This is a genomic window from Streptomyces sp. CNQ329, from assembly GCF_000482585.1.
Genome location: NZ_AXVU01000018.1, coordinates 1 through 21,225 on the forward strand (window position 1 = coordinate 1; position 21,225 = coordinate 21,225).

General features: G+C 73.5%; 18 protein-coding genes, 2 pseudogenes and 1 riboswitch. Of the genes and pseudogenes, 9 read left to right on the plus strand and 11 right to left on the minus strand.

Annotated features, from left to right (window positions below):
- Nucleotides 1–894: 894 nt before the first annotated feature.
- The 4 genes from I003_RS0114070 to rocD form a co-directional block, all read right to left on the minus strand.
- Complete coding sequence (locus I003_RS0114070; protein WP_027772116.1) at nt 895–1,581, minus strand: DNA alkylation repair protein; 687 nt, start codon at nt 1,579–1,581, stop codon at nt 895–897.
- A 295-nt stretch (nt 1,582–1,876) separates the two neighbouring features.
- The gene (locus I003_RS0114075) at nt 1,877–2,515 is read right to left on the minus strand and encodes an HD domain-containing protein (protein WP_027772117.1); all 639 of its coding nucleotides are present in this window, start codon (nt 2,513–2,515) and stop codon (nt 1,877–1,879) included.
- Between the two features lie 128 nt (nt 2,516–2,643).
- A complete protein-coding gene (locus I003_RS0114080; RefSeq protein ID WP_051368241.1) occupies nt 2,644–3,804 on the minus strand; it encodes an FUSC family protein in 1,161 nt (386 codons plus the stop codon).
- Nucleotides 3,805–4,001: 197 nt separating this feature from the next.
- Nucleotides 4,002–5,207 carry an ornithine--oxo-acid transaminase gene (rocD, locus tag I003_RS0114085; protein ID WP_027772119.1) on the minus strand — a complete coding sequence of 402 codons (1,206 nt, stop codon included), beginning with the start codon at nt 5,205–5,207 and terminating at the stop codon, nt 4,002–4,004.
- A 128-nt stretch (nt 5,208–5,335) separates the two neighbouring features.
- Nucleotides 5,336–5,426, plus strand: a riboswitch (ZMP/ZTP riboswitch).
- Between the two features lie 31 nt (nt 5,427–5,457).
- On the opposite strand from rocD, the gene I003_RS0114090 reads away from it, so the two are divergent.
- Nucleotides 5,458–6,738 (plus strand): serine hydroxymethyltransferase, encoded by a 1,281-nt coding sequence (locus tag I003_RS0114090; protein ID WP_027772120.1) that lies wholly within the window; start codon nt 5,458–5,460, stop codon nt 6,736–6,738.
- Between the two features lie 147 nt (nt 6,739–6,885).
- Here I003_RS0114090 and I003_RS34235 read toward each other — a convergent pair whose 3' ends face one another.
- From I003_RS34235 to I003_RS32205, 3 genes are all read right to left on the minus strand, one after another.
- Entirely contained in the window at nt 6,886–7,665 is a 780-nt protein-coding gene (locus I003_RS34235) for a hypothetical protein (protein ID WP_051368242.1), read from the minus strand.
- Between the two features lie 132 nt (nt 7,666–7,797).
- Entirely contained in the window at nt 7,798–8,508 is a 711-nt protein-coding gene (locus I003_RS0114100; RefSeq protein ID WP_486584216.1) for a hypothetical protein, read from the minus strand.
- A gap of 427 nt (nt 8,509–8,935) precedes the next feature.
- Nucleotides 8,936–9,649, minus strand: a complete 714-nt coding sequence (locus I003_RS32205) for an RNA polymerase sigma factor (protein ID WP_486584217.1) — start codon at nt 9,647–9,649, stop codon at nt 8,936–8,938.
- 122 nt (nt 9,650–9,771) lie between these two features.
- Here I003_RS32205 and trpS point away from each other — a divergent pair, with 122 nt between their 5' ends.
- From trpS to I003_RS36875, 3 genes and pseudogenes are all read left to right on the plus strand, one after another.
- Nucleotides 9,772–10,791, plus strand: coding sequence for a tryptophan--tRNA ligase (gene trpS / locus I003_RS0114110; RefSeq protein WP_037720853.1), 1,020 nt, complete (start codon nt 9,772–9,774; stop codon nt 10,789–10,791).
- A 21-nt stretch (nt 10,792–10,812) separates the two neighbouring features.
- Nucleotides 10,813–11,394: a 2'-5' RNA ligase family protein gene (locus I003_RS0114115; RefSeq protein ID WP_027772123.1), complete on the plus strand. Its 582-nt coding sequence runs from the start codon at nt 10,813–10,815 to the stop codon at nt 11,392–11,394.
- Between the two features lie 410 nt (nt 11,395–11,804).
- A pseudogene (locus tag I003_RS36875) lies at nt 11,805–12,461 on the plus strand (YihY/virulence factor BrkB family protein); the annotation flags it as partial.
- On the opposite strand, the gene I003_RS0114125 reads toward I003_RS36875, so the two are convergent.
- Both I003_RS0114125 and I003_RS0114130 read right to left on the minus strand, forming a co-directional pair.
- Nucleotides 12,378–13,754, minus strand: a complete 1,377-nt coding sequence (locus tag I003_RS0114125; RefSeq protein ID WP_027772125.1) for a serine hydrolase — start codon at nt 13,752–13,754, stop codon at nt 12,378–12,380. The pseudogene I003_RS36875 and the gene I003_RS0114125 overlap by 84 nt on opposite strands.
- 217 nt (nt 13,755–13,971) lie before the next feature.
- On the minus strand, nt 13,972–14,544 hold the full coding sequence (locus I003_RS0114130; RefSeq protein WP_027772126.1) for a GNAT family N-acetyltransferase: 573 nt from the start codon (nt 14,542–14,544) through the stop codon (nt 13,972–13,974).
- A gap of 209 nt (nt 14,545–14,753) precedes the next feature.
- Here I003_RS0114130 and I003_RS0114135 point away from each other — a divergent pair, with 209 nt between their 5' ends.
- The 3 genes and pseudogenes from I003_RS0114135 to I003_RS32210 all read left to right on the plus strand — a co-directional run bounded on the left by I003_RS0114135 (nt 14,754) and on the right by I003_RS32210 (nt 16,234).
- Nucleotides 14,754–15,506 carry a PH domain-containing protein gene (locus I003_RS0114135; RefSeq protein ID WP_027772127.1) on the plus strand — a complete coding sequence of 251 codons (753 nt, stop codon included), beginning with the start codon at nt 14,754–14,756 and terminating at the stop codon, nt 15,504–15,506.
- Between the two features lie 132 nt (nt 15,507–15,638).
- Nucleotides 15,639–15,806: pseudogene (locus I003_RS36880) on the plus strand (glycosyltransferase family 2 protein); the annotation flags it as partial.
- A gap of 134 nt (nt 15,807–15,940) precedes the next feature.
- Nucleotides 15,941–16,234, plus strand: coding sequence for an SCO4848 family membrane protein (locus I003_RS32210; protein ID WP_051368243.1), 294 nt, complete (start codon nt 15,941–15,943; stop codon nt 16,232–16,234).
- 18 nt (nt 16,235–16,252) lie between these two features.
- Here the strand turns inward: I003_RS32210 and I003_RS32215 are convergent, their stop codons facing one another.
- The gene (locus I003_RS32215; RefSeq protein ID WP_037720855.1) at nt 16,253–16,834 is read right to left on the minus strand and encodes a TetR family transcriptional regulator; all 582 of its coding nucleotides are present in this window, start codon (nt 16,832–16,834) and stop codon (nt 16,253–16,255) included.
- Between the two features lie 121 nt (nt 16,835–16,955).
- Between I003_RS32215 and I003_RS0114150 the strand changes: the two genes are divergently transcribed.
- Together I003_RS0114150 and I003_RS0114155 are read left to right on the plus strand one after the other, a co-directional pair.
- Nucleotides 16,956–17,792: an alpha/beta fold hydrolase gene (locus I003_RS0114150; RefSeq protein WP_027772128.1), complete on the plus strand. Its 837-nt coding sequence runs from the start codon at nt 16,956–16,958 to the stop codon at nt 17,790–17,792.
- A gap of 300 nt (nt 17,793–18,092) precedes the next feature.
- A complete protein-coding gene (locus I003_RS0114155) occupies nt 18,093–19,649 on the plus strand; it encodes a metallophosphoesterase (RefSeq protein WP_078564025.1) in 1,557 nt (518 codons plus the stop codon).
- A gap of 31 nt (nt 19,650–19,680) precedes the next feature.
- On the opposite strand, the gene pdxR is transcribed toward I003_RS0114155, so the two are convergent.
- Nucleotides 19,681–21,183 carry a MocR-like pyridoxine biosynthesis transcription factor PdxR gene (pdxR, locus tag I003_RS0114160; RefSeq protein WP_027772130.1) on the minus strand — a complete coding sequence of 501 codons (1,503 nt, stop codon included), beginning with the start codon at nt 21,181–21,183 and terminating at the stop codon, nt 19,681–19,683.
- Between the last annotated feature and the right edge of the window lie 42 nt (nt 21,184–21,225).

Below are 21,225 nucleotides of genomic sequence, written 5' to 3' on the forward strand. Positions count from 1 at the left end.
ACCACCGTTCCGCCCGGCGCGTACCCCCGCACCCGCCCCACCCACCCCGCCGGCCAGCCGCCGACACCGACGACCCGGGCCCACTGTCAGAACGGGCGCATACCCTTGGGCGGGCGTGAGGGGACCTACGGCACCGGGCGAACGACGGACTCCCCGGCACCGGCCCCCGGCACCTGGCCACCCCACGTACCAACGCCCACCCCGACAAGTACCCCCGCACCCACTCCACGCGGATCGCCGGCCAGACCGGCCACGCCGATGACCCGGGCCCACTGTCAGAGCAGGCGCATACCCTTGGGCGGGCGTGAGGGGACGTACGGCCCCGAGCGAACACCAGCGCAGGCGTGAGGGGGCGTGGGGGTCTCACGCCCGCGAGCGATGCAACCCGGCGAGCCAAACGGCGGCCCTGTTTGACGTGAGGACGGGGTACGTCCACGCCGAGTGCACTGCGCACCTGATCGAGGGGGTCTCCGGGGGTGAACTCCGAGACCCAGGCGGCGAACCGCCGGTACTCGGCTCAGCCCCCCGTCGGCGTCACCTGGCTCGTCGAGCGGCGCGAGCCCGAAGTTCTGTCGTAGCCACACGTGGCACTTCTGGCGTGCGGAGGCGAGACGGGCGCGGTCCTCGGGGTCGTCCGGCTCATTGCCGAGCTGCTGGGAGGAAGTTCGCGCAGGTTGCGAACTTCCACCAGTAATGTCCCTCGTCACCGAGGAAGATGACGGGAAGCGTGGCGAGGTCGGTGCGCAGACGAGTTCCTCGGGGACGGGGACACCACCGAAGGGTCAAGGCCACCGATCACTCCGGCCAGGCGCTGTCCCGGATGAACTCGCCCCGAGCCGAGAGCCCCGAGCCCCAGCCCCAAGCCCCCAGCCCCGAGATCCACGCTCCACGAGATCAGCTCTCGCCCTTTCGGCGCACCATCTCGGTGATCCAGACGGGCGCGAACGGAGACGTGCAGCCCGGGGAAGTCGGGTAGTCCTTGAGCACCTGCAGGCGCTCACCGATGGAGAGGGCACGGGCGCGGTGCTCGGCGTGTTCTATCCCGATCCGGGCCAGGCAGTGGTTCATCTCCCACTGCAGCCGGTCCGGGGCATCCGTCATCTCCGCCTCGATGACGTCGAGCAGTCCGGCCAGATCGAGGCCCTGTGGCTTCTTCGCCACGCGTTCGGCGGTCAGCGCCCAGCCGGCACTGGCGACCACCGGATCCGGGTCAGCCGACCAGGCCAGGCGCAGCTCTTCGGCGTGCGGGTTCTTCTTCACCACGTAGTTCACGAGCCAGTCATGCACCTTGGGTGTGCGTGCTTCGCGCAGCATGGCGTCCAGCTCGTCGCCCTTGAATGCCTTCGGGCGGCAGATGAGGAGGGCAAGGAGTCGCGCCGCGGTGTCGCCCGTTTCCCAGAGTCGGGACGCGAGTTCCTGCTGCGTCTTGAGCCGCTTCGCGAGCGCGCGGAGCTTGCCGAGGTTCACACCGTGATCGTCACCGTGCTTTTCGTTCACCTCGCGCGTCTTCGGGTCCTCCAGCTCGGCCAGCTCGGCCATCACCTCAGCCACCGTCGTCTCAGCCGCCGTTGCCTCCGGCATCTCACAGCCTCCTGTCCAGCTTCCAGCACCCGGCGCCCGGCACCCAGCACCCAGCACCCAGCACCCAGCACCCAGCACGGGAACGATGCAGCCTACGGGGAGTCCGACCGGCGGGTGGGCTACTGCTGCTGGATCTGCATCAGGTTGCCGCAGGCGTCGTCCAGTACGGCCGGGTGATCGTCCCCATCCTGGCGGGCTCCCGGGTGAACTGCACACCGCGCTCGCGTGACCGCTTCGAACCCCGCGTGGGCATCGTCCGCCTCGAACGACCGGGCGGGGATGCCGCTCGCTCCGCTTACTCCGGCCAGGCGCTGTCCTGGATGAGCCGCACGAAGTCCTCGCGCCGGAACGACGGGTCGACGTGTGCGAGCACGTCGTCGTTCATGGTGCCGAAGGTCGTCGATGGGCGGTCGGCCATGCCGTCGTAGAAGGCTCGGATGATCTTGTTCTTGAAGTCGGGACGGGGGTGCGCGGCGACGACCTCGTCGCGCTGCCGGTCGGTGATCTCGTCCAGGCCGAACCCGAGGACGTCGGTCTCGACACCGAGGATGACGACGGCGGTCTCGGGGGCGAGGTGCATGGGGACCTCGGGCGTGGTGTGCAGCGCGATCGCGAGCCACACGTCGCGGGCTTCCTTCTCGGAGCGGCCGTGGTCGCGGAGGAACCCGTAGGCCGCCTCCGCGCCGTCGAGTTCGAAGCGCCGGTCCGCGGTGCGGTGGGCGCCGGTCAGCCCGAGGTCGTGGAAGAGCCCGCCGACGTAGGCGAGTTCGGGGTCGACGTCGGTGCCGCGGTTCTTCGACTTGAGCATTCCCCAGAAGAAGACGCGGCGGGAGTGGTGGAAGAGCGTGTCGTCGGTGGCCTCGCGGGCCAGCGAGGTGGCGTCGCGGACGAGGGCGGTGTCGGGGACGGTGATTCCGGCGATCGTCTCAGGCATGGGGGGTCCTCCACTTTCGTGCGTGTCCGGGCAGGGCCGTCCGGCAGACGGTCATTCCACGACCGCCGACGCGGCACCGAGCCCGTGCATGTGCGAGATGAGCGGGATTCCAGGGGGCGCCCACGGCGTCAGGGTTCCTCGCCCTCGCGGCCGGCGTACCTGCCCGCCAGCAGCATCAGGACCAGGCCGATCGCCACGCCGCACACCGTCCACAGCACCCGGTAGCCCTCGACGGCGTAGTCGCCGCGGTGCGGGAGGCTGACCAGGATGAGCACGCCCGCGGCGAGGGCCGCGGTAGACAGCGTGGAGTTCCAGAAGCGGATCGCCACCGCGTGCGTCAGCAGCACGAGGGCGACCGCTTCGAGCGCGCGGGTCGCGGCGAACTCCTTCATCCCGTCCTGGCTCGCCGGCACCAGGATCAGCAGCGAGGCGGCGGCGGCGCCGATCAGCGCGCCGATGAGGCGCTGGGAGGCGACGAGCGTAGTCACCTCCAGGCTCGGCTTCATCGCGATGACGGCGGCGATCGGGATCCAGTAGCCGTACGAGAGGTCCAGCCCGAAGGCGAGCGCGGCGGCGGCGGCCACGGCGCCGGCGCGGATCACCGCGAACGCGATCAGCGGCGACGTCAGCGGCGACGTCAGTGGCCTGGTCAGTGGCGTGGTCAGCGGCTGCCCCGCGGTGTCGCCGGGCAGTTCCGCGACCGGCCGGGGCCGGTCCTGGCGCCCCCGGAGCAGCCACAGGAGAAACGTCACCGCGAGCCACAGTGCCGCCCCTCCCGTCCAGGCGAGCACCTGGGCCCAGACGTGACTGGTGGGACGAGGGTGCTGATCGAACTGGAAGGCGAGCCCGAGCGCGACGAGGAACCAGATGTTGAGCAGCAGGGCGGTGACGAAGGTGCGCACCCCGAGCACCACCGCCAGCCCGGCCAGGAGCGTGACCGCGAAAGCCACGAGGACCAGCCAGCCCCAGGCGGCTCCGCCCATGGCGAAGCTCCACGCGGTCAGCCCCGCGCCGATGAGCGCGAAGGCGGAGACGCGCGTCGCGCGGTGCACGTAGCCGCCGCCGGGGTCTTCGAGCGCGGCGAGGAGCAGGCCGAACAGCGCGCCGAGGAGGTACTGCTCGTATCCGATCGTCCAGAGGATCAGCAGCGGCACCAGCGCGATGTCCAGGAAGAGCACCGCCCGCTGCCAGTCGAGTCCCGCGGTGTGCAGCCGGAACACCTTCGACAGCTCGGTCGCGACCTCCTCCCTGATCACCGAGGTCTGCTTCGGAGTGGTGGAATCCGCCATGGCCGCCTCGCTCGTCTGGGGTCTCCGGAGATGCCTCTGCGGTCCCGCATTCTCCGGCCCCGCGGCGATCACCACGAAGAGACGCGCAGGCCACCGCCACAAGAGGTGCGCCTACCAGTCGTACAGCGGATGCCCGGGCACGCCGGAGGGGGAGGCACGCGGCACGTGCCTCCCCCTCCGGTGCCGAGGCGGCGCGGTCAGGCGGTGAGGGTCTCGCGGAGCTGCGTCAGGCCCCAGTCGAGGTCTTCCTTCGTGATCACCAGGGGCGGCGCGATCCGGATCGTCGAGCCGTGGGTGTCCTTCACCAGGACGCCCCGGGCCATCAGCTTCTCCGAGATCTCCCGCCCCGTGCCGTGTGCCGGGTCGACGTCCACGCCGGCCCACAGGCCCCGGCCGCGTACCTCGCGGACCGCGCCCGTGCCCGTCAGCAGGCCCAGCTCGCGGTGCAGGTGGTCGCCGAGTTCCGTGGCACGCTGCTGGTACTCGCCCGTACGGAGCATGGCGATGACCTCCAGGCCCACCGCGCACGCCAGCGGGTTGCCGCCGAAGGTGGAGCCGTGCTCGCCGGGCCGGAAGACTCCCAGGACCTCGCGGCTTCCGACGACCGCCGAGACCGGGACGACGCCGCCGCCCAGGGCCTTGCCGAGGATGTAGACGTCCGGCACCACGTCCTCGTGTTCGCATGCGAAGGTACGGCCGGTGCGGCCCAGCCCGGACTGGATCTCGTCGGCCATGAACAGCACGTTGCGGGCCGCCGTCAGCTCCCGTACGCCGGCGAGGTAGCCCGGCGGCGGCACCAGCACGCCCGCCTCGCCCTGGATCGGCTCCAGCAGCACGGCGACGGTGTCCTCGTCGACGGCCAGGTCCAGGGCGGCCAGATCGCCGTACGGGACGATCTCGAAGCCCGGCGTGTACGGCCCGTAGTCCGCGCGGGCCTCGGGGTCGGTGGAGAAGCTGACGATGGTGGTCGTCCGGCCGTGGAAGTTGTTCTCCGCCACGACGATCTTCGCGCGCCCCTCGGGCACGCCCTTGACGCGGTAGCCCCACTTCCGGGCGGTCTTCACCGCGGTCTCGACGGCCTCCGCGCCCGTGTTCATGGGCAGCACCATGTCCTTGCCGCACAGCTCGGCGAGCTGCGTGCAGAACTCCGCGAACCGGTCGTGGTGGAACGCGCGCGAGGTGAGCGTCACCCGGTCGAGCTGGGCGCGGGCGGCGTTCAGGAGGCGGCGGTTGCCGTGGCCGAAGTTGAGGGCGGAGTAGCCGGCGAGCATGTCCAGATAGCGGTTGCCCTCGACGTCCGTCATCCACGCGCCCTCGGCGGTGGCGACCACCACGGGCAGGGGGTGGTAGTTGTGCGCGCTGTGGGCGTCGGCCGCGGCGATGGCTGCGTCGGTTCGCGTCACGGGGTCTCCGTTCCGTTGCGCCGTATAGGGCGGTGCGGGTGGGGCAGGGGTGGTGCCCCTGTTTCCATCTTCGCTCGGTGCGATGGAACGAAGGATCCATCACGGCCGGGCGTGCCCGCTAGGGTGGGATCACGCGCGGCGACTGGCGAACGTGGAACGGACCACGGGGAAACCGCGCAACGCAGCAGCCGAGAGGTGCCGCCCGCCTGGGTGCCCCGGGTCCGACGCAGACTCGACCCGGAGGTACGTCATGGCTCCCCGCTCCCCCCATCCCGCCCTCGCGCAGACCGACCCCGAGCTGGCCGCCCTCATCGCTGCGGAGGAGCAGCTCCAGGCCGACACGCTGCGCCTCATCCCCAGCGAGAACTACGTCTCGGCCGCCGTGCTCGAAGCCACCGGCACCGTGCTGACCAACAAGTACAGCGAGGGCTACCCCGGCAAGCGCTACTACGAGGGCCAGCAGAACATCGACCCCATCGAGACCCTCGCCGTGGACCGGGCCAACGCCCTCTTCGGCAGCGAGCACGCCAACGTGCAGCCGTACTCCGGCTCTCCCGCGAACCTCGCCGCCTACCTGGCCTTCGCCGAGCCCGGCGACACCGTGATGGGCATGTCCCTGCCGCACGGCGGGCACCTCACCCACGGGTGGAGCGTGTCCGCGACCGGCACGTGGTTCCGCGGCGTGCAGTACACGGTGCGGCGCGAGGACGGCCGCATCGACTTCGACGAGGTACGGGATCTGGCGCGCGCCGAGCGCCCGAAGATCATCCTGTGCGGCGGCACCGCCATCCCGCGGACCATCGACTTCGCGGCCTTCGCCGAGATCGCCCGCGAGATCGACGCGGTGCTCGTCGCGGACGTGGCGCACATCGCCGGGCTCATCGCCGGCGGCGCGCACCCCTCGCCCGTACCGCACGCGGACGTCATCACGACGACCACGCACAAGACGCTGCGCGGGCCGCGCGGAGCGATGATCCTGACCCGCGCGGAACACGCGCGCGCGATCGACCGCGCGGTCTTCCCGGGCCTGCAGGGCGGGCCGCACAACCACACCACCGCGGCCATCGCGGTCGCGCTGCACGAGGCGGCGCAGCCGTCGTTCCGGGAGTACGCGGCGGCGGTGGTCGCCAACGCGAAGGCGCTGGCGACGCGGCTGGCGGAGCGCGGCTTCTCGCTGGTCTCGGGCGGCACGGACAACCACCTGATCCTCATCGACCTCACGGAGAAGGAGGTCCCGGGGAAGGCGGCGGCGAAGGCCCTGGACCGGGCGGGCCTGGTGGTCAACTACAACACCGTCCCGTACGACCCCCGCAAGCCGTTCGACCCGTCGGGCATTCGGCTGGGAACCCCGTCGCTGACGTCCCGGGGGCTGGGGACGGGAGAGATGGCGCAGGTGGCGGAGTGGATCGACCGCGGGGTGGCGGCGGCGCGGGCCGGGGACGAGGAGGGCGAGGTGGCACTGAAGAGGATCAGGGGAGAGGTCGCGGAGCTGATGGCGTCGTACCCGGCCCCCGGCCTGCCGGTCGCCTGACGGGCGGTTGGGCAGGCCGGCGGGTCGGCGGGTCGCCTGACGGCGGGTGGGCGTGACGCCTGACGGCGGGTCCCCGGTCGGCGGCGGACCGGCACGGAGCCGGCGGAGGGCGGACGGCGCCGGGCCTCGGGCGGCGCGGGCGTGCCCTCAGTCGTTGAGGTCCAGGAGTTCGCCGCGGGGGGCGCCCTGTGCTGCTGCCGGCGGTCGGCGGCGCAGGCGGGTGGCGGTCGTGGCCAGGAGGGCGCCCGCCGCGAGGCCCGGCAACGTCCACCACCAGTTCTCCGCGGGACCCGCACCGGAGTCGGCGGTCTCGTGCTCGCGGGTGCCGGCGTCCCCGTCCGCCGCGGTATCGGCGGCCGACCCCGCGTCCGGGGCCGCGCCGGCGTCCGGCGCCGGGTCCGTGCTCCCCTCCGAGGGCGGGGCGACGCCCTCGGAGGCGAACTCCGACGGCATGTACCACCCGCTCTGCTCCCGCGGCCGCTCCGCGACCCCCAGCCGGTCGAGCAGCGAACCGAGCCGCTCCGGGTGCTCCACCCGCCGCCACGTGGGCGACGCCGTCACGTCCTCGCCGGTCCCCCTGCTCACCACAGCGCCGCCGCGGGCGTCGGGGTAGAGGGTGTCGACGCGCCACACGTGTACGTCGTGCTGGAGCCACGTCACCGTGATCTGCCGCGCGTCCGCGCCGCCGAGGTCGGCTTCGCCGAGCATCGGGTCGACCCGTTCGCCTGCGTCGCCGATGGCCTTGTCGAGCGCGGCGTAGCCGGGGTCGGTGGCGTACAGGGCGGCGGCGTCGCCGCTGCCGCCGTTGACGACGAGGGCGCTCGTCGGGCCGCCCGCGGCGGCGGGGCCCGCGGGAACCACCGCGAGCGCGAGCGCGGCGAGGGTCACGGCGGTGGCGGCGGTGTGCCGGTGGGTCGGTCTGCGCATGGTGTGGCTCCGTTGTCCGGTCGGTGTCCGGCCGGGGCCGGCGGCGTACGAACCGGGCCCCGCTCCCCGTACGAACCGGGTCCCGCTCTCCGTACACCGCGGCCGGCCCGCCGGTTCCGTCCGGGCCCGCCCTCAGGAGGCGGATTCCGCGATGCGCAGAGCCCGCGCCTTGCCGGGGACGCCTTCGAGGCGGAGGGTCAGGCTGTCGGGGCCCTGCCAGAGGAGGGCGGGGGCCGCGGTGCGGACCGGGCGGGTGTACGTGCTGCCGCCCGGTTCGTGGAGGAGCAGTTCCAGGCGGTGCGGCTCGGGGAACCACAGGGCGGTGCCGGAGGCGACCTGCTCCCACTGCGGCGGTACGGAAGACGTCTTGCCGACCAGCGGGTCGAGGGTCCCCCGGAACGCGTCCATCCGTACGGTTCCGCCACCGCCCGCCCCGTCTCCGTCCGCCCAGCACAGCGAGAGCATCCGTCCGTCCGCGGAGACGCCCGCCGCGTCCGGCGCCCCCAGCTCGCGCGGCACCGGCGGCCGGAATCCCGCGCGCCGGGCGGCGGTGTCGAGGCTCAGCGCGCCGCAGCCCGGGACGGCGGCGGAGGGCGGGGCGCCGGGGCCGGACGGCGTCGCCGACGGCGTGACCCGTACCGCGACGCCGCCGAAGTCGAACAGCGACGCCACCCCCGCCCGTACGGGGGGAGCGAGGACGAGCCCGGCCAGCACCGCGGCGACCCCGGCGAGCAGCACCCGCCGGTGTCCCCGCATCCGGCGCCGTAGCCGCACCCGCCACCCCGCGACGGGCACGGCCTCCCCTGCGACGCGCCCCATCACCCCCGCGACCACGGTCTCCACGTCGATCCCGGCCCTGCCGGGTACCCCGGACCGGCCGAGCGCCCCTGACCCGCCGGGCACCTCGGCCCCAGCAGGGGCCCCGGTCCCACCAGGTACCCCGGATCCGCCGGGCACCCCGGACCCGCCGGACTCCCCCGGCCCACGGGGCACCCGGGTTCCACCGGCCCCCTCGGGCACCCCGGTCCCGGGCTCCCCCGACCCGCCGCATCCACCGGCCCCGCCGGGCATCCCCGGCCCGCCCGGTGCCCCCGCAGGGCCGTCCGTCTCGCCCCCGGCACCGGCCCCCGCCCCGGCACCGCCGCCGGGTGGCCCCGCACCGCCGCCCCCCGGCGGCGGTGCGGGGGTGCTCCTCGTCGGCGATCGACCCGGCGCCCCCAGCGCCCGCAGCTCCGCCGCCAGCTTCTCCAGCCCTTCCGGCACGTCCCGTTCACGCCCCACCGAGCCCACCTCCCTCCCGCTCCCCCGCCGCCGCAGCCCCGCCCGGCAGCCCCCGCCCCCGCGCACGCGCACGCGCACGGCCACGGCCCCGCGCACGCGCCCGGTCCCGCGGCACCCCGCCACCCGTACCGGCGTCCGGCGCGCCCCGCTCCCCGTCCCTCAGCAGCCGTGCCAGCTCCCGCAGCGCCCTGCTCAGCCGCGACTTCACCGTCCCTCGCGGCACCCCCAGCGCCGCCGCCGTCTCCGCCTCGTCCAGGTCCAGCAGGTACCGGTGGATCACCACCTCCCGGTGCCGCTCCCCCAGCGCCCGCAGCGCCGTCACCAGCTCCTCCCGCCGCTCGGCCGCCAGCGCCAGCCCCACCAGGTCCTCCCCCGCGGCCACGCCCCCGGCCGTCCCGGCGCCGCCGTACGCCGCCCGGCCCGCCAGCGCCCCCGCCCGCTCGTCCGCCGCCCGGCGCCGGGCGGCGGCGCGGACTGTGTTCTTGGTCTCATTGGCCACGATCCGCAGCAGCCACGGCCGGAAGGCCGCCCCGTCCCGGAAGCCGCCCAGCGCCCGGTAGGCCTTGATGAAGGCGTTCTGCACCACGTCCTCGGCCTCCGCACCCGCCCCCAGCAGCAGCGCGAGGCGGTGCGCGGTCTCCGCGTGCGCACGCACCAGTTCCGCGTACGCCTCGGTCTCCCCGTCCCGTACGCGTGTGATCAACCGCGCCTCACCCGCAGCGTCCCCGCTGATCGCCGCACCTCCCCCGCCGCCCGCCGGTGCCCCCTGCACCCTCCCTACACCGCCGGGCCGAAACGGGTTCCACACCTGAGAGAATGAGCCACATGGCCTCCCCTACCCATCGCCCCCGCGTGCTCTCCGGCATCCAGCCCACCGCCGGCTCGTTCCACCTCGGCAACTACCTCGGCGCCGTGCGCCAGTGGGTGGCCCTGCAGGAGACACACGACGCGTTCTACATGGTGGTGGACCTGCACGCCATCACGGTCCCCCAGGATCCCCGGGACCTGCGCGACAGCACGCGTCTGGCCGCCGCGCAGCTCCTCGCCGCCGGTCTCGACCCGGAGCGCTGCACGCTGTTCGTGCAGAGCCACGTGCCCGAGCACGCGCAGCTCGGCTGGGTGATGAACTGCCTCACCGGTTTCGGCGAGGCGTCCCGGATGACGCAGTTCAAGGACAAGGCCGCCAAGCAGGGCACGGCCAACACCACCGTCGGCCTCTTCACGTACCCGATCCTGCAGGTCGCCGACATCCTGCTCTACCAGGCCGACGCCGTTCCCGTGGGCGAGGACCAGCGCCAGCACATCGAGCTGACCCGCGACCTCGCCGAGCGCTTCAACACCCGCTTCGGCCGGACGTTCACCGTCCCCGCGCCGTACATCCTCAAGGAGACGGCCCGGATCTACGACCTGCAGGACCCGACCGTGAAGATGAGCAAGTCCGCGTCCTCGCCCAAGGGCCTGCTGAACCTTCTCGACGAGCCGAAGTCCTCCGCAAAGAAGATCAAGAGCGCGGTGACGGACACGGACACCGAGATCCGCTACGACCCGGAGGCCAAGCCCGGCGTCAGCAACCTCCTTACCATCTACTCCACGCTCACCGGGACCGCCCTCGCTGAACTGGAGCAGAAGTACACCGGCAAGGGCTACGGTGCGCTCAAGACCGACCTCGCCGAGGTGGTGACCGAGTGGGTGACGCCGTTCCGCTCCCGGACGCAGGACTACCTGGACGACCCGGAGACACTGGACTCGCTGCTGGCCAAGGGGGCGGAGAAGGCCCGTGCGGTCGCGGCGGAGACACTTGCCGAGGCATATGACAAGGTGGGCTTCCTGCCCGCCAAGCACTGAGGGCCCGTGAAGGAGACGCTTGTGGGGACCGTGACGGTCGGTGTATCGATCGCCGTCCCGGAGCCGTACGGCAGCATGCTGCAGCAGCGCCGGATCGGCTTCGGCGACTCCGCGGCCCACGGCATCCCCACGCACATCACGCTGCTGCCGCCGACCGCGGCCGACGCCGAGGCACTGCCGCGGATCGAGCGTCACCTGGCGCAGATCGCCGACTGCGGGGTGCCCTTCCCGATGCGGCTGAGCGGTACGGACACGTTCCGGCCGCTGACGCCGGTGGTCTTCGTCCAGGTGGTGGAGGGCGCGGCGGCCTGCTCCTGGCTGCAGAAGATGGTCCGGGACGCCTCCGGACCGCTGGCCAGGGAGCTGCAGTTCCCGTACCACCCGCACGTGACGATCGCCCATGACATAGACGAGGCGGCGATGGACCGGGCGGCGGCGGAGCTGGCGGACTTCGAGGCGGCGTGGTCGGTGGGCGGGTTCTCGCTGTACGAGCAGGACGCGGAGGGCGTGTGGCGGCTGGTGCGTCAGTTCCGCTTCGGGGGTGACTCGGCGCTGGAGGTGCCGGCGCAGACGCGCTCCGAGCCGGCGCCGTCGCCGGGCTGACGCCGGCGCGTACAGGAGGTACGGCTCATACAGCGCGTACGCCCCGTACGGTATGTACTTCGCGTACCCCACGTACGACACGTACGGAACGTACGCCCCGTACAGTTCATCTCCGCCCAAAGGCCACCGGACAGCGCCCGCGGATCCCTCGCCCGTCCGCCCGCGGCGCCAGCGTGCCGCGCCGCTCTCCCCGCCCTCCCCCCAGATAGCCTGCCGTTTCCGGGGCAGACGCCGGTTCGTACGGCCCGCCGCACCCGGCGGCTCGGGGGACGCGACGGCAGGAGTGCGACGTGGAGTGGCTGACCAGGTTGCCCGTCGTCGGCCCGCACCTCGCCCGGCTGCTGCGCACCCGCCCGTACCGCGCCTTCGCCTACATCCTGGAGCGGCATTGGAGCCGGCTCGCCGGTGCCGTGACGTTCTCCAGCTTCGTCGCCCTCTTCCCGCTGATCACCACCGCCGCCGCGATCTCCGCCGCCGTCCTCAGCGACAGGCGGCGCAAGGACCTCGAAAACTGGGTCATCAAGCAGGTGCCCGGCATCTCCGACCGGCTCGACCTCGGCGGACTCTTCGCGCACGCCGGCACGGTGGGGCTGATCTCCCTGGCCGCGCTGCTGTTCACCGGCATCAACTGGATCAGCACCCTGCGCGACGCCCTGCGCGCCGTGTGGGACCGGGCGGACGCCCCCGAGAACCCGTTCGTCGGCAAGGCCAAGGACGCCCTCATCCTGCTCGGCCTCGGCGGCACGGTGCTCGTCTCGCTGACCGTCTCTATCACGACCACGACCGCGGCCGACGCCGTGCTGAACCGGCTCGGCGTCACGGAGGGCGGATGGGACGGCGCGCTGCTGGAGGCCGCCGCGTTCGCCGCCGCCGTGACCGCGGGATTCCTGCTGCTGGTCTATCTCCTGACCCGGCTGCCCGGCGTCCACCCGCCGCGGCGGCGGGTGGTGGAGGCGGCGCTCGGCGGGGCGGTGGGCTTCGAGCTACTCAAGCTTCTTCTCAGCGGATACTTCAGCGGCATCGCCGGAAGGAGCGTCTACGGCGCCTTCGGCGTCCCCGTCGCCCTCATTGTCTGGATCAACTTCATGGCCCGCCTCCTGCTCTATTGCGCCGCCTGGACGGCCACGCCCGACGAGGTCGGGAAGCGGCCAGCGCCGGTGGATGACGTAGGCGACGATCGCGAGCAGCGCGACTGAGCCGACCGTGATGGCGAGCGCCGTGCCGACGCCGCCTTCCTCCCCGTCCCCGGCGGCGGTGGGCTCGGCACCGTCGGACGCGGACGGCTTCTCGCCCGAACCCCCGGAGCCCTGGGCGCCCTCCGCGTTCCTGCCGGAGTCCTTGCCCGCACCCTCCTCCTCGCGGATGCCCTCCGGCGGGACCAGTTCGCCGACCGGCTGCACGGCGGGTGCGGCCTTGAAGCCCCAGTCGAGCAGCTTGCCGGCCTCCTTGTAGACGGCGTTGGACTCGTTCTCGTCGGGGTGCATGACGGTGACGAGCAGCACCCGGCCGTCGCGCTCGGCGACGCCGGTGAAAGTGGCGCCGGCTTCGGTGGTGTTGCCGTTCTTGATGCCGGCGATGCCCTTGTAGACCTCCACGTCGACGTCGCCGGTCAGCAGCCGGTTGGTGTTCTGGATCTCGAAGTACTCGCGCTTCTTGCCCTTCTTCCCACCCGGGAACTTCGCCCGGGGGGTGGCGGCGTACGCGCGGAAGTCCGGGTTCTGCATGCCGGCGCGGGCGAAGAGCGTGAGGTCGTACGCGCTGGAGGTCTGGCCCTTCGCGTCGTACCCGTCGGGGCTGACCACGTGCGTGTCCTCGGCGCCCAGCTCGCGCGCCCGGTCGTTCATGGCCTGCACCGTGGCGTCGACACCGCCGTTCATGGCCGACAGCACGTGCACGGCGTCGTTGCCGGACCGGAGGAAGACCCCGAGCCACAGTTCGCGGACGGTGTAGGTGAGGTTCTCCTTGATGCCGACGAGGCTGCTGCCCGCGCCCATGCCCTCCAGCTCCTCGGCGGCGACCTTGTGCTTCTCCTCCTTGTTGAACAGAGGCAGCAGGGTCTCCGCGAAGAGCATCTTCAGCGTGCTGGCCGGGGGCAGCTTCCAGTGCGCGTTGTGCGCGGCGAGCACGGCGCCGCTCTCGGCGTCCGCGACGACCCAGGACCGGCCGGTGAGCTTCCCGGGCAGCTCGGGGGCGCCGGTGCCGAGATCGACGTGGGTGCCGGGCTGGCCGAGGAGGGTGCCCCCGACGTTCGACATCTGGTCGGGCGGCCGCGGCTTGTCGTCCTGGGCCGTCGCGGGCGCGACGCCCCCGAGCGACAGGAGCGTGGCGGCGGCGGCGAGCGCGGCGCCGCGGATAGTCACATGAGATGTCGACACGTCGCGAACCTACCTGGAGTCGCCGCCGATGTGGACACCGAGGTGCGCTAGTTGGCCGAGGAGCGCCCCCGGATGAGTCCGGAGGGTACGGCACCCTGCCTGCCACCCGTGACCCGGCCGTCGCACGCGTCCCGTGGGCCCCGGCGGCGAACCCGCCGTGAACCGGCCGCAACCCGGCCGTGGGCGGAAGGGCGTTCCGCACTCACCGGGCGCGACCGGCGCCTTTCTCCCACGCGGACCGGGTGAGCGCGTACTCGACCTCACCGTGCTCGGAGCCGTCGATCGCTTCGGGCCAATCGCCGGTGAAGTGCCGCACGAACGACAGCCCCGACTTCTCCATCACGCGCCTGGAGCCGGTGTTGACGGCCATCGTGTGGGCCGTGACGCGCTCGACGCCCAGGTCCGTGAACCCCTTGTGGATCAGCGCCCGGGAGCCTTCGGTGGCGTAACCGCGACCCCAGGCCGCCCTGTTGAGGCGGTAGCCGAGTTCGACCACGGCGGGGCCGTCCTCCGCCAGGGGCCGGAACTCGAACCAGCCCAGGAAGACGCCTGTCGCCCTCTCCTGCACGGCCCAGTAACCCCGGGTCCCCCACCGCGGGTGGTCGTGCAGGAGCCGCGGCAGGACGCGGGTCTCGACCTCCTCGCGGCTGGTGGGCCGACCGCCGTTGAGGTAGCGCATGACCTCCGGATCGCCGTCCAGGGCGATCAAGTCGTCGGCGTCCGCCGCCGTGAACGGGCGCAGCAAGAGGCGGTCGGTCTCCAGGAAGGCGGCCATGCCGCGATCCTCGCCGGGGAACCCCGGCCCCGCCACCGGTTTTCCGTCCGGGCGGCCGGGCACGGGCCCGGATCCCGGGCTGCCGGGGCCCCTCCCCGGCTCCGGCGGGTAGGGTCCCGACGTTCCGACGGCGTTCTCGATGACGTGCCGATGGCGCTCCATGGTTCGGGGGTCCCGACGGTCGGACCGGAGACAGCGGAGGTGGGCAGATGGCCGGGACGACGGAAGGCGGCGGGCAGGCCCGTACCTACCGGGCAACGCCCGTGGTCTCGCTCTTCGTCACCCTCTTCTTCGGCGGGGGCGCCCTCGGGGCACTCGGCCCGTTCTTCACCGACGACGCGCCCGCCGCTGTGGTGATCCCCCTGACCGCGGTGGTGGCCCCGCTTGCCCTCGGGGTGGTCGTGGCGGTGTGGCGGAGCAAGACGGTGATCGACGAGGACGGCGTCGCCGTCCGCAGGCTGTTCCGTACGCGCAGGATGTCCTGGCGTGACATCCAGGCCGTCGGGGCCGGGGAGATCCCGGGCACGGCCGGCGGCGCAGCGCAGCCGACGGGCCCCGTGACGGTCGACGACCGCACCGGCCGCAGGACCACCCTCCCCCACCTCTACGACAGACGCGGCCTCTCCCTGCGCCACGAGATGACCGTCATCGACGAGTGGTGGGTTCGGGGGCGGGGCGCGGACTGGGCACCCGAGCCGGTCACCGCGGACAGGCAGGCCGCGACGGCGGCGAACGCGAGGACCGGGGAGAGGATAAGGACGGCGACCGAACGCGGCCGGCTGGTGGCGCTGCTCCTGCTCGTCGCCGAACTCACGCTCGCGGTGGTCGTGATGCTCGCCGGCGTGCCGGACGACCTGCCGGGGCCGTCCGACGGCGTGTACCTCTGGTCGTTCGCCGTTCTGCCGGTGGCGGCGTTCGCGGTCACCTTCTTCGTGTCGTACACACGCGAACGCCACCGCTGACGTGCGCCGTTGGCCACCGGTCCGGCACCGCGCGGATCACCCGCCCGCCGGGGCGGCGGAGTTGCCGCGTACCCCCGGGGGTGGGGGGCGCTGTGTCGCCGGGGGTCCTCCGAGCGGTGAACGGCTACCATCGCGTCCACCGCCGCCGAGGTCCGGAGTGCCCGCCGTGTCCGTGACGACGGGGCTGCTGGTCTCGGCGGCTTCGCCGAAGGACTGCGCACCGACTGCGGCGGACGCCGGCCGATGCGCTGGTGCACGGTCTGGCGCATGTCCGGACTGGGCCGCCCCCCGATCGTCTGACGCCGCATAAGCGCGGAGAGCAGCCCCCGACCTTACGGACAAAAAGCCTTGCCCCTCGATCGCGACCTACGACCCGCGCGGGGCTCGCGGAGGCCCGGGCGGTGGGTTGTGGGGAGGGGTGCGAGGCTGGGGGTATGTACCTCTCGCGTCGCGTCTCCTGGTTTCTGCTCGCCTTCGGCGGGTGGTCCTGGTTCATCTGGATCACGTTCGTCCGCAATTTGTGGAAGGACTCCAGCGGGCTGGCCTTCGAGGACGGGGATCCCACCGGGTACTTCTGGGTGCACCTCACGCTGGCCGTGACCTCTTTCGTGCTCGGCACGGCGATCGGGTGGCTGGGGCTGCGGGGCGTACGGGCGGGGCGGCGGGCCGGCGGGGTGAGGGCCGGCGCGGGCGGTGGCGTGCGGGAGAAGGCCGGGGCCGGGGGGTAGGGCCGGGGCCGAGGGATGTCAGGCAGGGGCTTCGGTCGCCTGGAGCACCGACGCGAGTGTGGCGCTGAGGACCGCGTCTCCCTGCTCCGCGTCCGGTAGTGCCCGTGCGATGGTGAGCGCTCCCACCAGCGAGGCCAGGAGGGCCCACGCCCGCTTCTCCCGCTGCTCCTCGGGTCCCGGCAGGGCGGCTGCCAGGAGAGCGGTCATCTCCGCCATCCTCCTCCCGTAAGCCTCGCGGACAGGGGCACCGGCCCGTGACACGTCGGCGCTCAGCGCCGCGACCGCGCACCCTCCCGCGGCATCGTTGCGATGCTGCCGGCTGAGGTAGCCGCGAAGAAGGTCGTCCAGCCGGCGCCGGCGCTCCTGCGTGTCGTCGACGTCGAGTACCTCGAATTCGGCGCCGAGATATCTGGTGATCACCTCCTTGAGGAGGGTCTCCTTGTTGGCGAAGTTCGAGTAGAGCGCTCCCGACGTGACCTCGGCCGAGGCCGCTATGCCGTCGACCCCCACGCCGTGGAACCCCTTCTCCTTCAGGGTCCCCGAGGCCGCCTGCAGGATCGCCGCCCTGGCCCGGGCCCTGTGCTCCTTCGAATACCTCACGCCACACCCCTGCACGTCGACTCGTCGTGTCTTCTCCGCCCCAGGGTAGGATAGCGACCGTTACCGTAACGATCGCTATCTCATGCTCGCCCTGGGCGAGAGCAGCAGCAGGGAGAGGAACATGGCCACAACCAGCAACGACACCCCCACCCGGACCGTGGACGTCGCGGGGACGCCGTTCACCTACCGGGAGGTGGGAGCCGCCGACGCGATGCCCCTGGTGCTCCTGCACCACTTCACGGCGGTGCTCGACGAATGGGATCCCGCCCTGCTCGACGGCCTGGCCGCGGAGCGGCGCGTCATCGTCGTCGACAACCGGGGCGTCGGGGGTTCCGGCGGTGAGACCCCCGACAGCGTCGACGCCATGGCCGCCGACATCGTCGGGTTCCTCGGGGCGCTGGGACTGAGCCAGGTCGACATGCTGGGCTTCTCCCTGGGCGGCATGGTCGCCCAGGTGATCGCGCAGACGCGGCCGGACGTTCTTCGGCGGATCATCCTGGCCGGCACGTCTCCCGCCGGGGACAAGGGCCCCGCCGGAACCGGCCACCTTCTCCAGGCCGCGCTCCAGAAGGCCGAGGAGCAGGGCAAGCACCCCAAGCACTTCCTGTTCTTCACGCCGTCGCCGGCCGGTCAGGCCGCCGCGGACGCCCTCCTGGCGCGGCTCGGGGAGCGCAAGGACCGGGACGAGCCGGTGTCGGACCGGACGATCGCGGCTCAGTTGACCGCGCTGGCGAAGTGGGAGCGGGAGACGTCACCCACGGGTCTCACCGCCGTGCGGCAGCCGGCTCTGGTGGTCAACGGCGACGACGACGTCATGCTCCCCACGCGCAACTCGTTCCACCTTGCCGAGCTGCTGCCCGACGCCCGGCTGAGCATCTATCCGGATGCGGGCCACGGAAGCATCTTCCAGTTCCACGATCTCTTTGTGCAGCAGGCTCTGGACTTCCTTCGCCGCTGACCGGCGCCGTCTTCTCCTCCCCCGCGGCTGAGCGTCCGAACGGGACTCCCCATGCCCCGAACGCCGACGCGGACCGAGGGGTGCGAGGCTATGCGCATGCATCTCGCATGGCGGTACCAGCAGTCTTCGTTCGGCATTCCGGCGGCGCCGGGGGCCGGGAGGGCATCGATCACGTCCGTCCCCCCTCTGCGGAAGGATCCCGGCGGTCCGGCCGCCCCGGCCGTGACGCCGCGGGGAGTGCGGGCGGCGGGCTCGGACGTGCGCGGGGCCTCGGCCGGGGCGGGGAGGTAGGCCGTGGCGATCGGGTTCGTCCTCATCGCGATCGGGATGCTGCTGCTCGTCGCCGGGGCGCACTACTACGTGTGGCGGCGGCTGGTCCGCGACACCATGCGGCGGGGCGGCTGGCCGCGGCGGCTGGCGACGCCGGTGCTGGTGCTGCTGCCGGTGATGGCGTTCGCCACCGTGGCCTCGGAGCGGGCCGGAGCGCCGATGGCGGTGCAGCGGGCGCTGGGATGGCCGGGGCTGATGTGGCTGGCGATGCTGCTGTATCTGCTGCTGGCGCTGGCGGTGGGCGAACTGGTTCGGCCGGTGCTGCTGCGGGTGCTGGAGCGGCGGGCACGGAGTGCCGCCGGTGGTACGGGCGCCGTGGCGCCGGCCGGTGAGGCGGCGCGCGAGGCGGCGGTGGCGGCGCTCGCGCAGCGGGTGGCGGTGACGGAGGCGGCGGACGAGGAGTCCGCCGCGGAGCCCGGTGGCGGCGCGCCGGGCGGCGTCGCGGGCAGCGGTACGGGGACGAAGGCGCCGCTGCGGCTGGGGCCGCCCGTCACCGAGGTCGCGGACGGCGGCGCGGGTGCGGCGGACTCCCGGGGCGCGGAGGGCGCCGGCGGGGCTGCGGGTCCGGACGGGGCCGATTCCCGCGGGGGTGCCGGTTCCGGCGCGGCGGCGGGTTCAGACGCGGGTTCTCACGGGGGTACGGACCTCGCCGCGGCGCGCGGCGCCGGTGCGGCGGCCGACGGCGGCGACGTGTCGCGGCGGCTCTTCGTCGCCCGTACCGTCGCGATAGGCGCCACCGCCGTCGCCGCCGGGACCGTCGGGTACGGGGCGTACGGTGTGCTGGGCCGCGCGCCCCGGGTGAAGAACGTCACCGTCCCGCTGGCCAAGCTGCCCGCATTCGCCGACGGCTACCGCATCGCCGTCGTCAGCGACATCCATCTCGGTCCCGTCCTCGGCCGCGGGCACACCCGGCGGATCGTCGACACCATCAACGCCCAGCGTCCCGACCTCGTCGCCATCGTCGGCGACCTCGTCGACGGCTCCGTCGACCACCTCGGGACGGCCGCGGAGCCGCTGGGGCGGTTGGCGGCGCCCGACGGCGCGTACTTCGTCACCGGCAACCACGAGTACTTCGCCGGCGCCGACGGCGCCGGCGAATGGCTCGACCACCTCCGCGAACTCGGCCTGCACCCGCTGGAGAACGCCCGCAGGGAGCTGGCCGGCTTCGACCTCGCCGGCGTCAACGACGTCTCCGGCGAGGACGTCGGCAGGGCCCCGGACTTCGCGCGCGCCCTCGGCGACCGCGACACCTCCCGCGCCTCCGTGCTGCTGGCGCACCAGCCGGTCGTCATCCACGACGCGGTGGACCACGGTGTCGATTTGCAGGTGTCCGGCCACACCCACGGCGGGCAGATGTGGCCGGTCACGTACATCGCCGAGGCGGCGAACCCGACGCTGGCGGGGCTGGAGCGGTACGGCGACACGCAGTTGTACGTCACGCGCGGCGCGGGGGCGTGGGGGCCGCCGGTGCGGGTGGGGGCGCCGTCGGACATCACGATGGTGCGGCTGGCGTCGCCCCGGGCGTGAGGCGTCCGCCCCGCGCCGGGCGCTCCCACCCCTACGTCTCCGCCTCCAGGACCCGGCACAGCGCCGCCAGCGCCCCCGGGTACAAGTGGTCCGGGGGCGTCCCGTACCCCACCACCAGCGCCTCCCCCTGCGCCCCCGGCGCCTCCCCCACCGGGGCCGGCGCCGTGAAGTCGCCGCCCTCCTCCCACGCCGCGCTGCCGTACTCGTACGCCCCCATCCGGGCCACCGCCAGCCCCTCTTCCGCCGCCCGCGCCAGCACCCGTCGCTCGGTGCCCCGCGGCAGCCGTACGACGGCGTGCAGGCCCGCGGCGATCCCGGTCACCGTCACCCGGGGCGCCCGCCGGGCCAGTTCGGCGACGAGGCGGTCACGGCGGCGCCGGTAGCGCTGGCGGGCCGCGCGTACATGGCGGTCGTAGCCGCCGGAGTCGAGGAACTCCGCGAGCGTGAGCTGGTCCACCACCCCCGGCGGCGTACGGCTCAGCGACTGCACCTCGTGCACTCCGCGCAGCAGCCGCTCCGGCAGCACCATCCAGCCCAGCCGCAGCGCGGGCGACAGACTCTTGCTGACCGTGCCCAGGTGCGCCACGTGCTCCGGGTCGAGCGACTGCAGCGCCCCCACCGGCTGCCGGTCGTAGCGGAACTCGCCGTCGTAGTCGTCGTCCAGCACCACCCCGCCCGTCGCCCGCGCCCAGTCGACGGCCGCCGCGCGCCGGTCCGGGGCGAGCGGGACGCCGGTGGGGAACTGGTGTGCCGGGGTGAGGAGGACGGCGCCCGCGCCGGTCGCGGGCAGCTCGGCGGTGGCGATGCCCTCGTCGTCGTACGGCAGCGGCACCGTCCGCAGCCCGGCGTCGGCGAGGAGGCGGCGGTGCAGCCCCAGTCCGTACGGCTCGACCGCGACCCGCCGCGCACCCTCGGCCCGCAGCACCTCGGCCAGCAGCCGCAGCCCGCCGGTGAACCCGGCGCAGACCACGATCCGCGCCGGCTCCGCGTACACCCCGCGCGCCCGCGTCAGATACCCGGCCAGTGCGCGGCGCAGCTCCACCCGCCCGCCGGGTCCCTGGTGCCCGAAGGCCGCCGAGGGCGCCGCCGTCAGCGCCCGCCGGGCGGCGGCGGCCCACGCGGCGCGGGGGAAGCGGGCGGCGTCGGGGGCCCCGGGCAGCAGGTTGTACGTCGCCTGCCGGTCGAGGGCGTGCGGCGGCGGCTCCTTCGTCGCGGTCCCCGCCCGGGCCCGGCGCGGCTTGCTGCGGGCGGCGACGCGCGTGCCGGAGCCCTGGCGGGCGGTCAGCCAGCCCTCGGCGACCAGCTCGGCGTAGGCGTCGGCCACGGTGTTGCGCGCCACGCCCAGGTCGGCGGCCAGCGCCCGGGACGAGGGCAGCCGGGCGCCGGGCGCGAGCCGGCCCGTACGCACCGCGTCGCGCAGCGACCTGATGAGGGCGGCGCCGGCGCCGCGGGTGCCGGCGCGTACGTCGACGTGCAGGTCGAGGGAGCGGTGGAAGTCGCGCAGCTCCGCCGAAGTGGCCCAGGAATCCGCCATGGAAATGGACCATACATCTGGGATATGAAGATCTAGCGTGGG

Coding starts and splice junctions, on each gene's coding strand:
- I003_RS0114070 (WP_027772116.1), bottom strand. CDS start 1,581: ATGCCGGAGGCAACGGCGGCTGAGACGACGGTGGCTGAGGTGATGGCC.
- I003_RS0114075 (WP_027772117.1), bottom strand. CDS start 2,515: ATGCCTGAGACGATCGCCGGAATCACCGTCCCCGACACCGCCCTCGTC.
- I003_RS0114080 (WP_051368241.1), bottom strand. CDS start 3,804: ATGGCGGATTCCACCACTCCGAAGCAGACCTCGGTGATCAGGGAGGAG.
- I003_RS0114090 (WP_027772120.1), top strand. CDS start 5,458: ATGGCTCCCCGCTCCCCCCATCCCGCCCTCGCGCAGACCGACCCCGAG.
- I003_RS34235 (WP_051368242.1), bottom strand. CDS start 7,665: ATGCGCAGACCGACCCACCGGCACACCGCCGCCACCGCCGTGACCCTC.
- trpS (WP_037720853.1), top strand. CDS start 9,772: ATGGCCTCCCCTACCCATCGCCCCCGCGTGCTCTCCGGCATCCAGCCC.
- I003_RS0114130 (WP_027772126.1), bottom strand. CDS start 14,544: ATGGCCGCCTTCCTGGAGACCGACCGCCTCTTGCTGCGCCCGTTCACG.
- I003_RS0114135 (WP_027772127.1), top strand. CDS start 14,754: ATGGCCGGGACGACGGAAGGCGGCGGGCAGGCCCGTACCTACCGGGCA.
- I003_RS32210 (WP_051368243.1), top strand. CDS start 15,941: ATGTACCTCTCGCGTCGCGTCTCCTGGTTTCTGCTCGCCTTCGGCGGG.
- I003_RS0114150 (WP_027772128.1), top strand. CDS start 16,956: ATGGCCACAACCAGCAACGACACCCCCACCCGGACCGTGGACGTCGCG.
- pdxR (WP_027772130.1), bottom strand. CDS start 21,183: ATGGCGGATTCCTGGGCCACTTCGGCGGAGCTGCGCGACTTCCACCGC.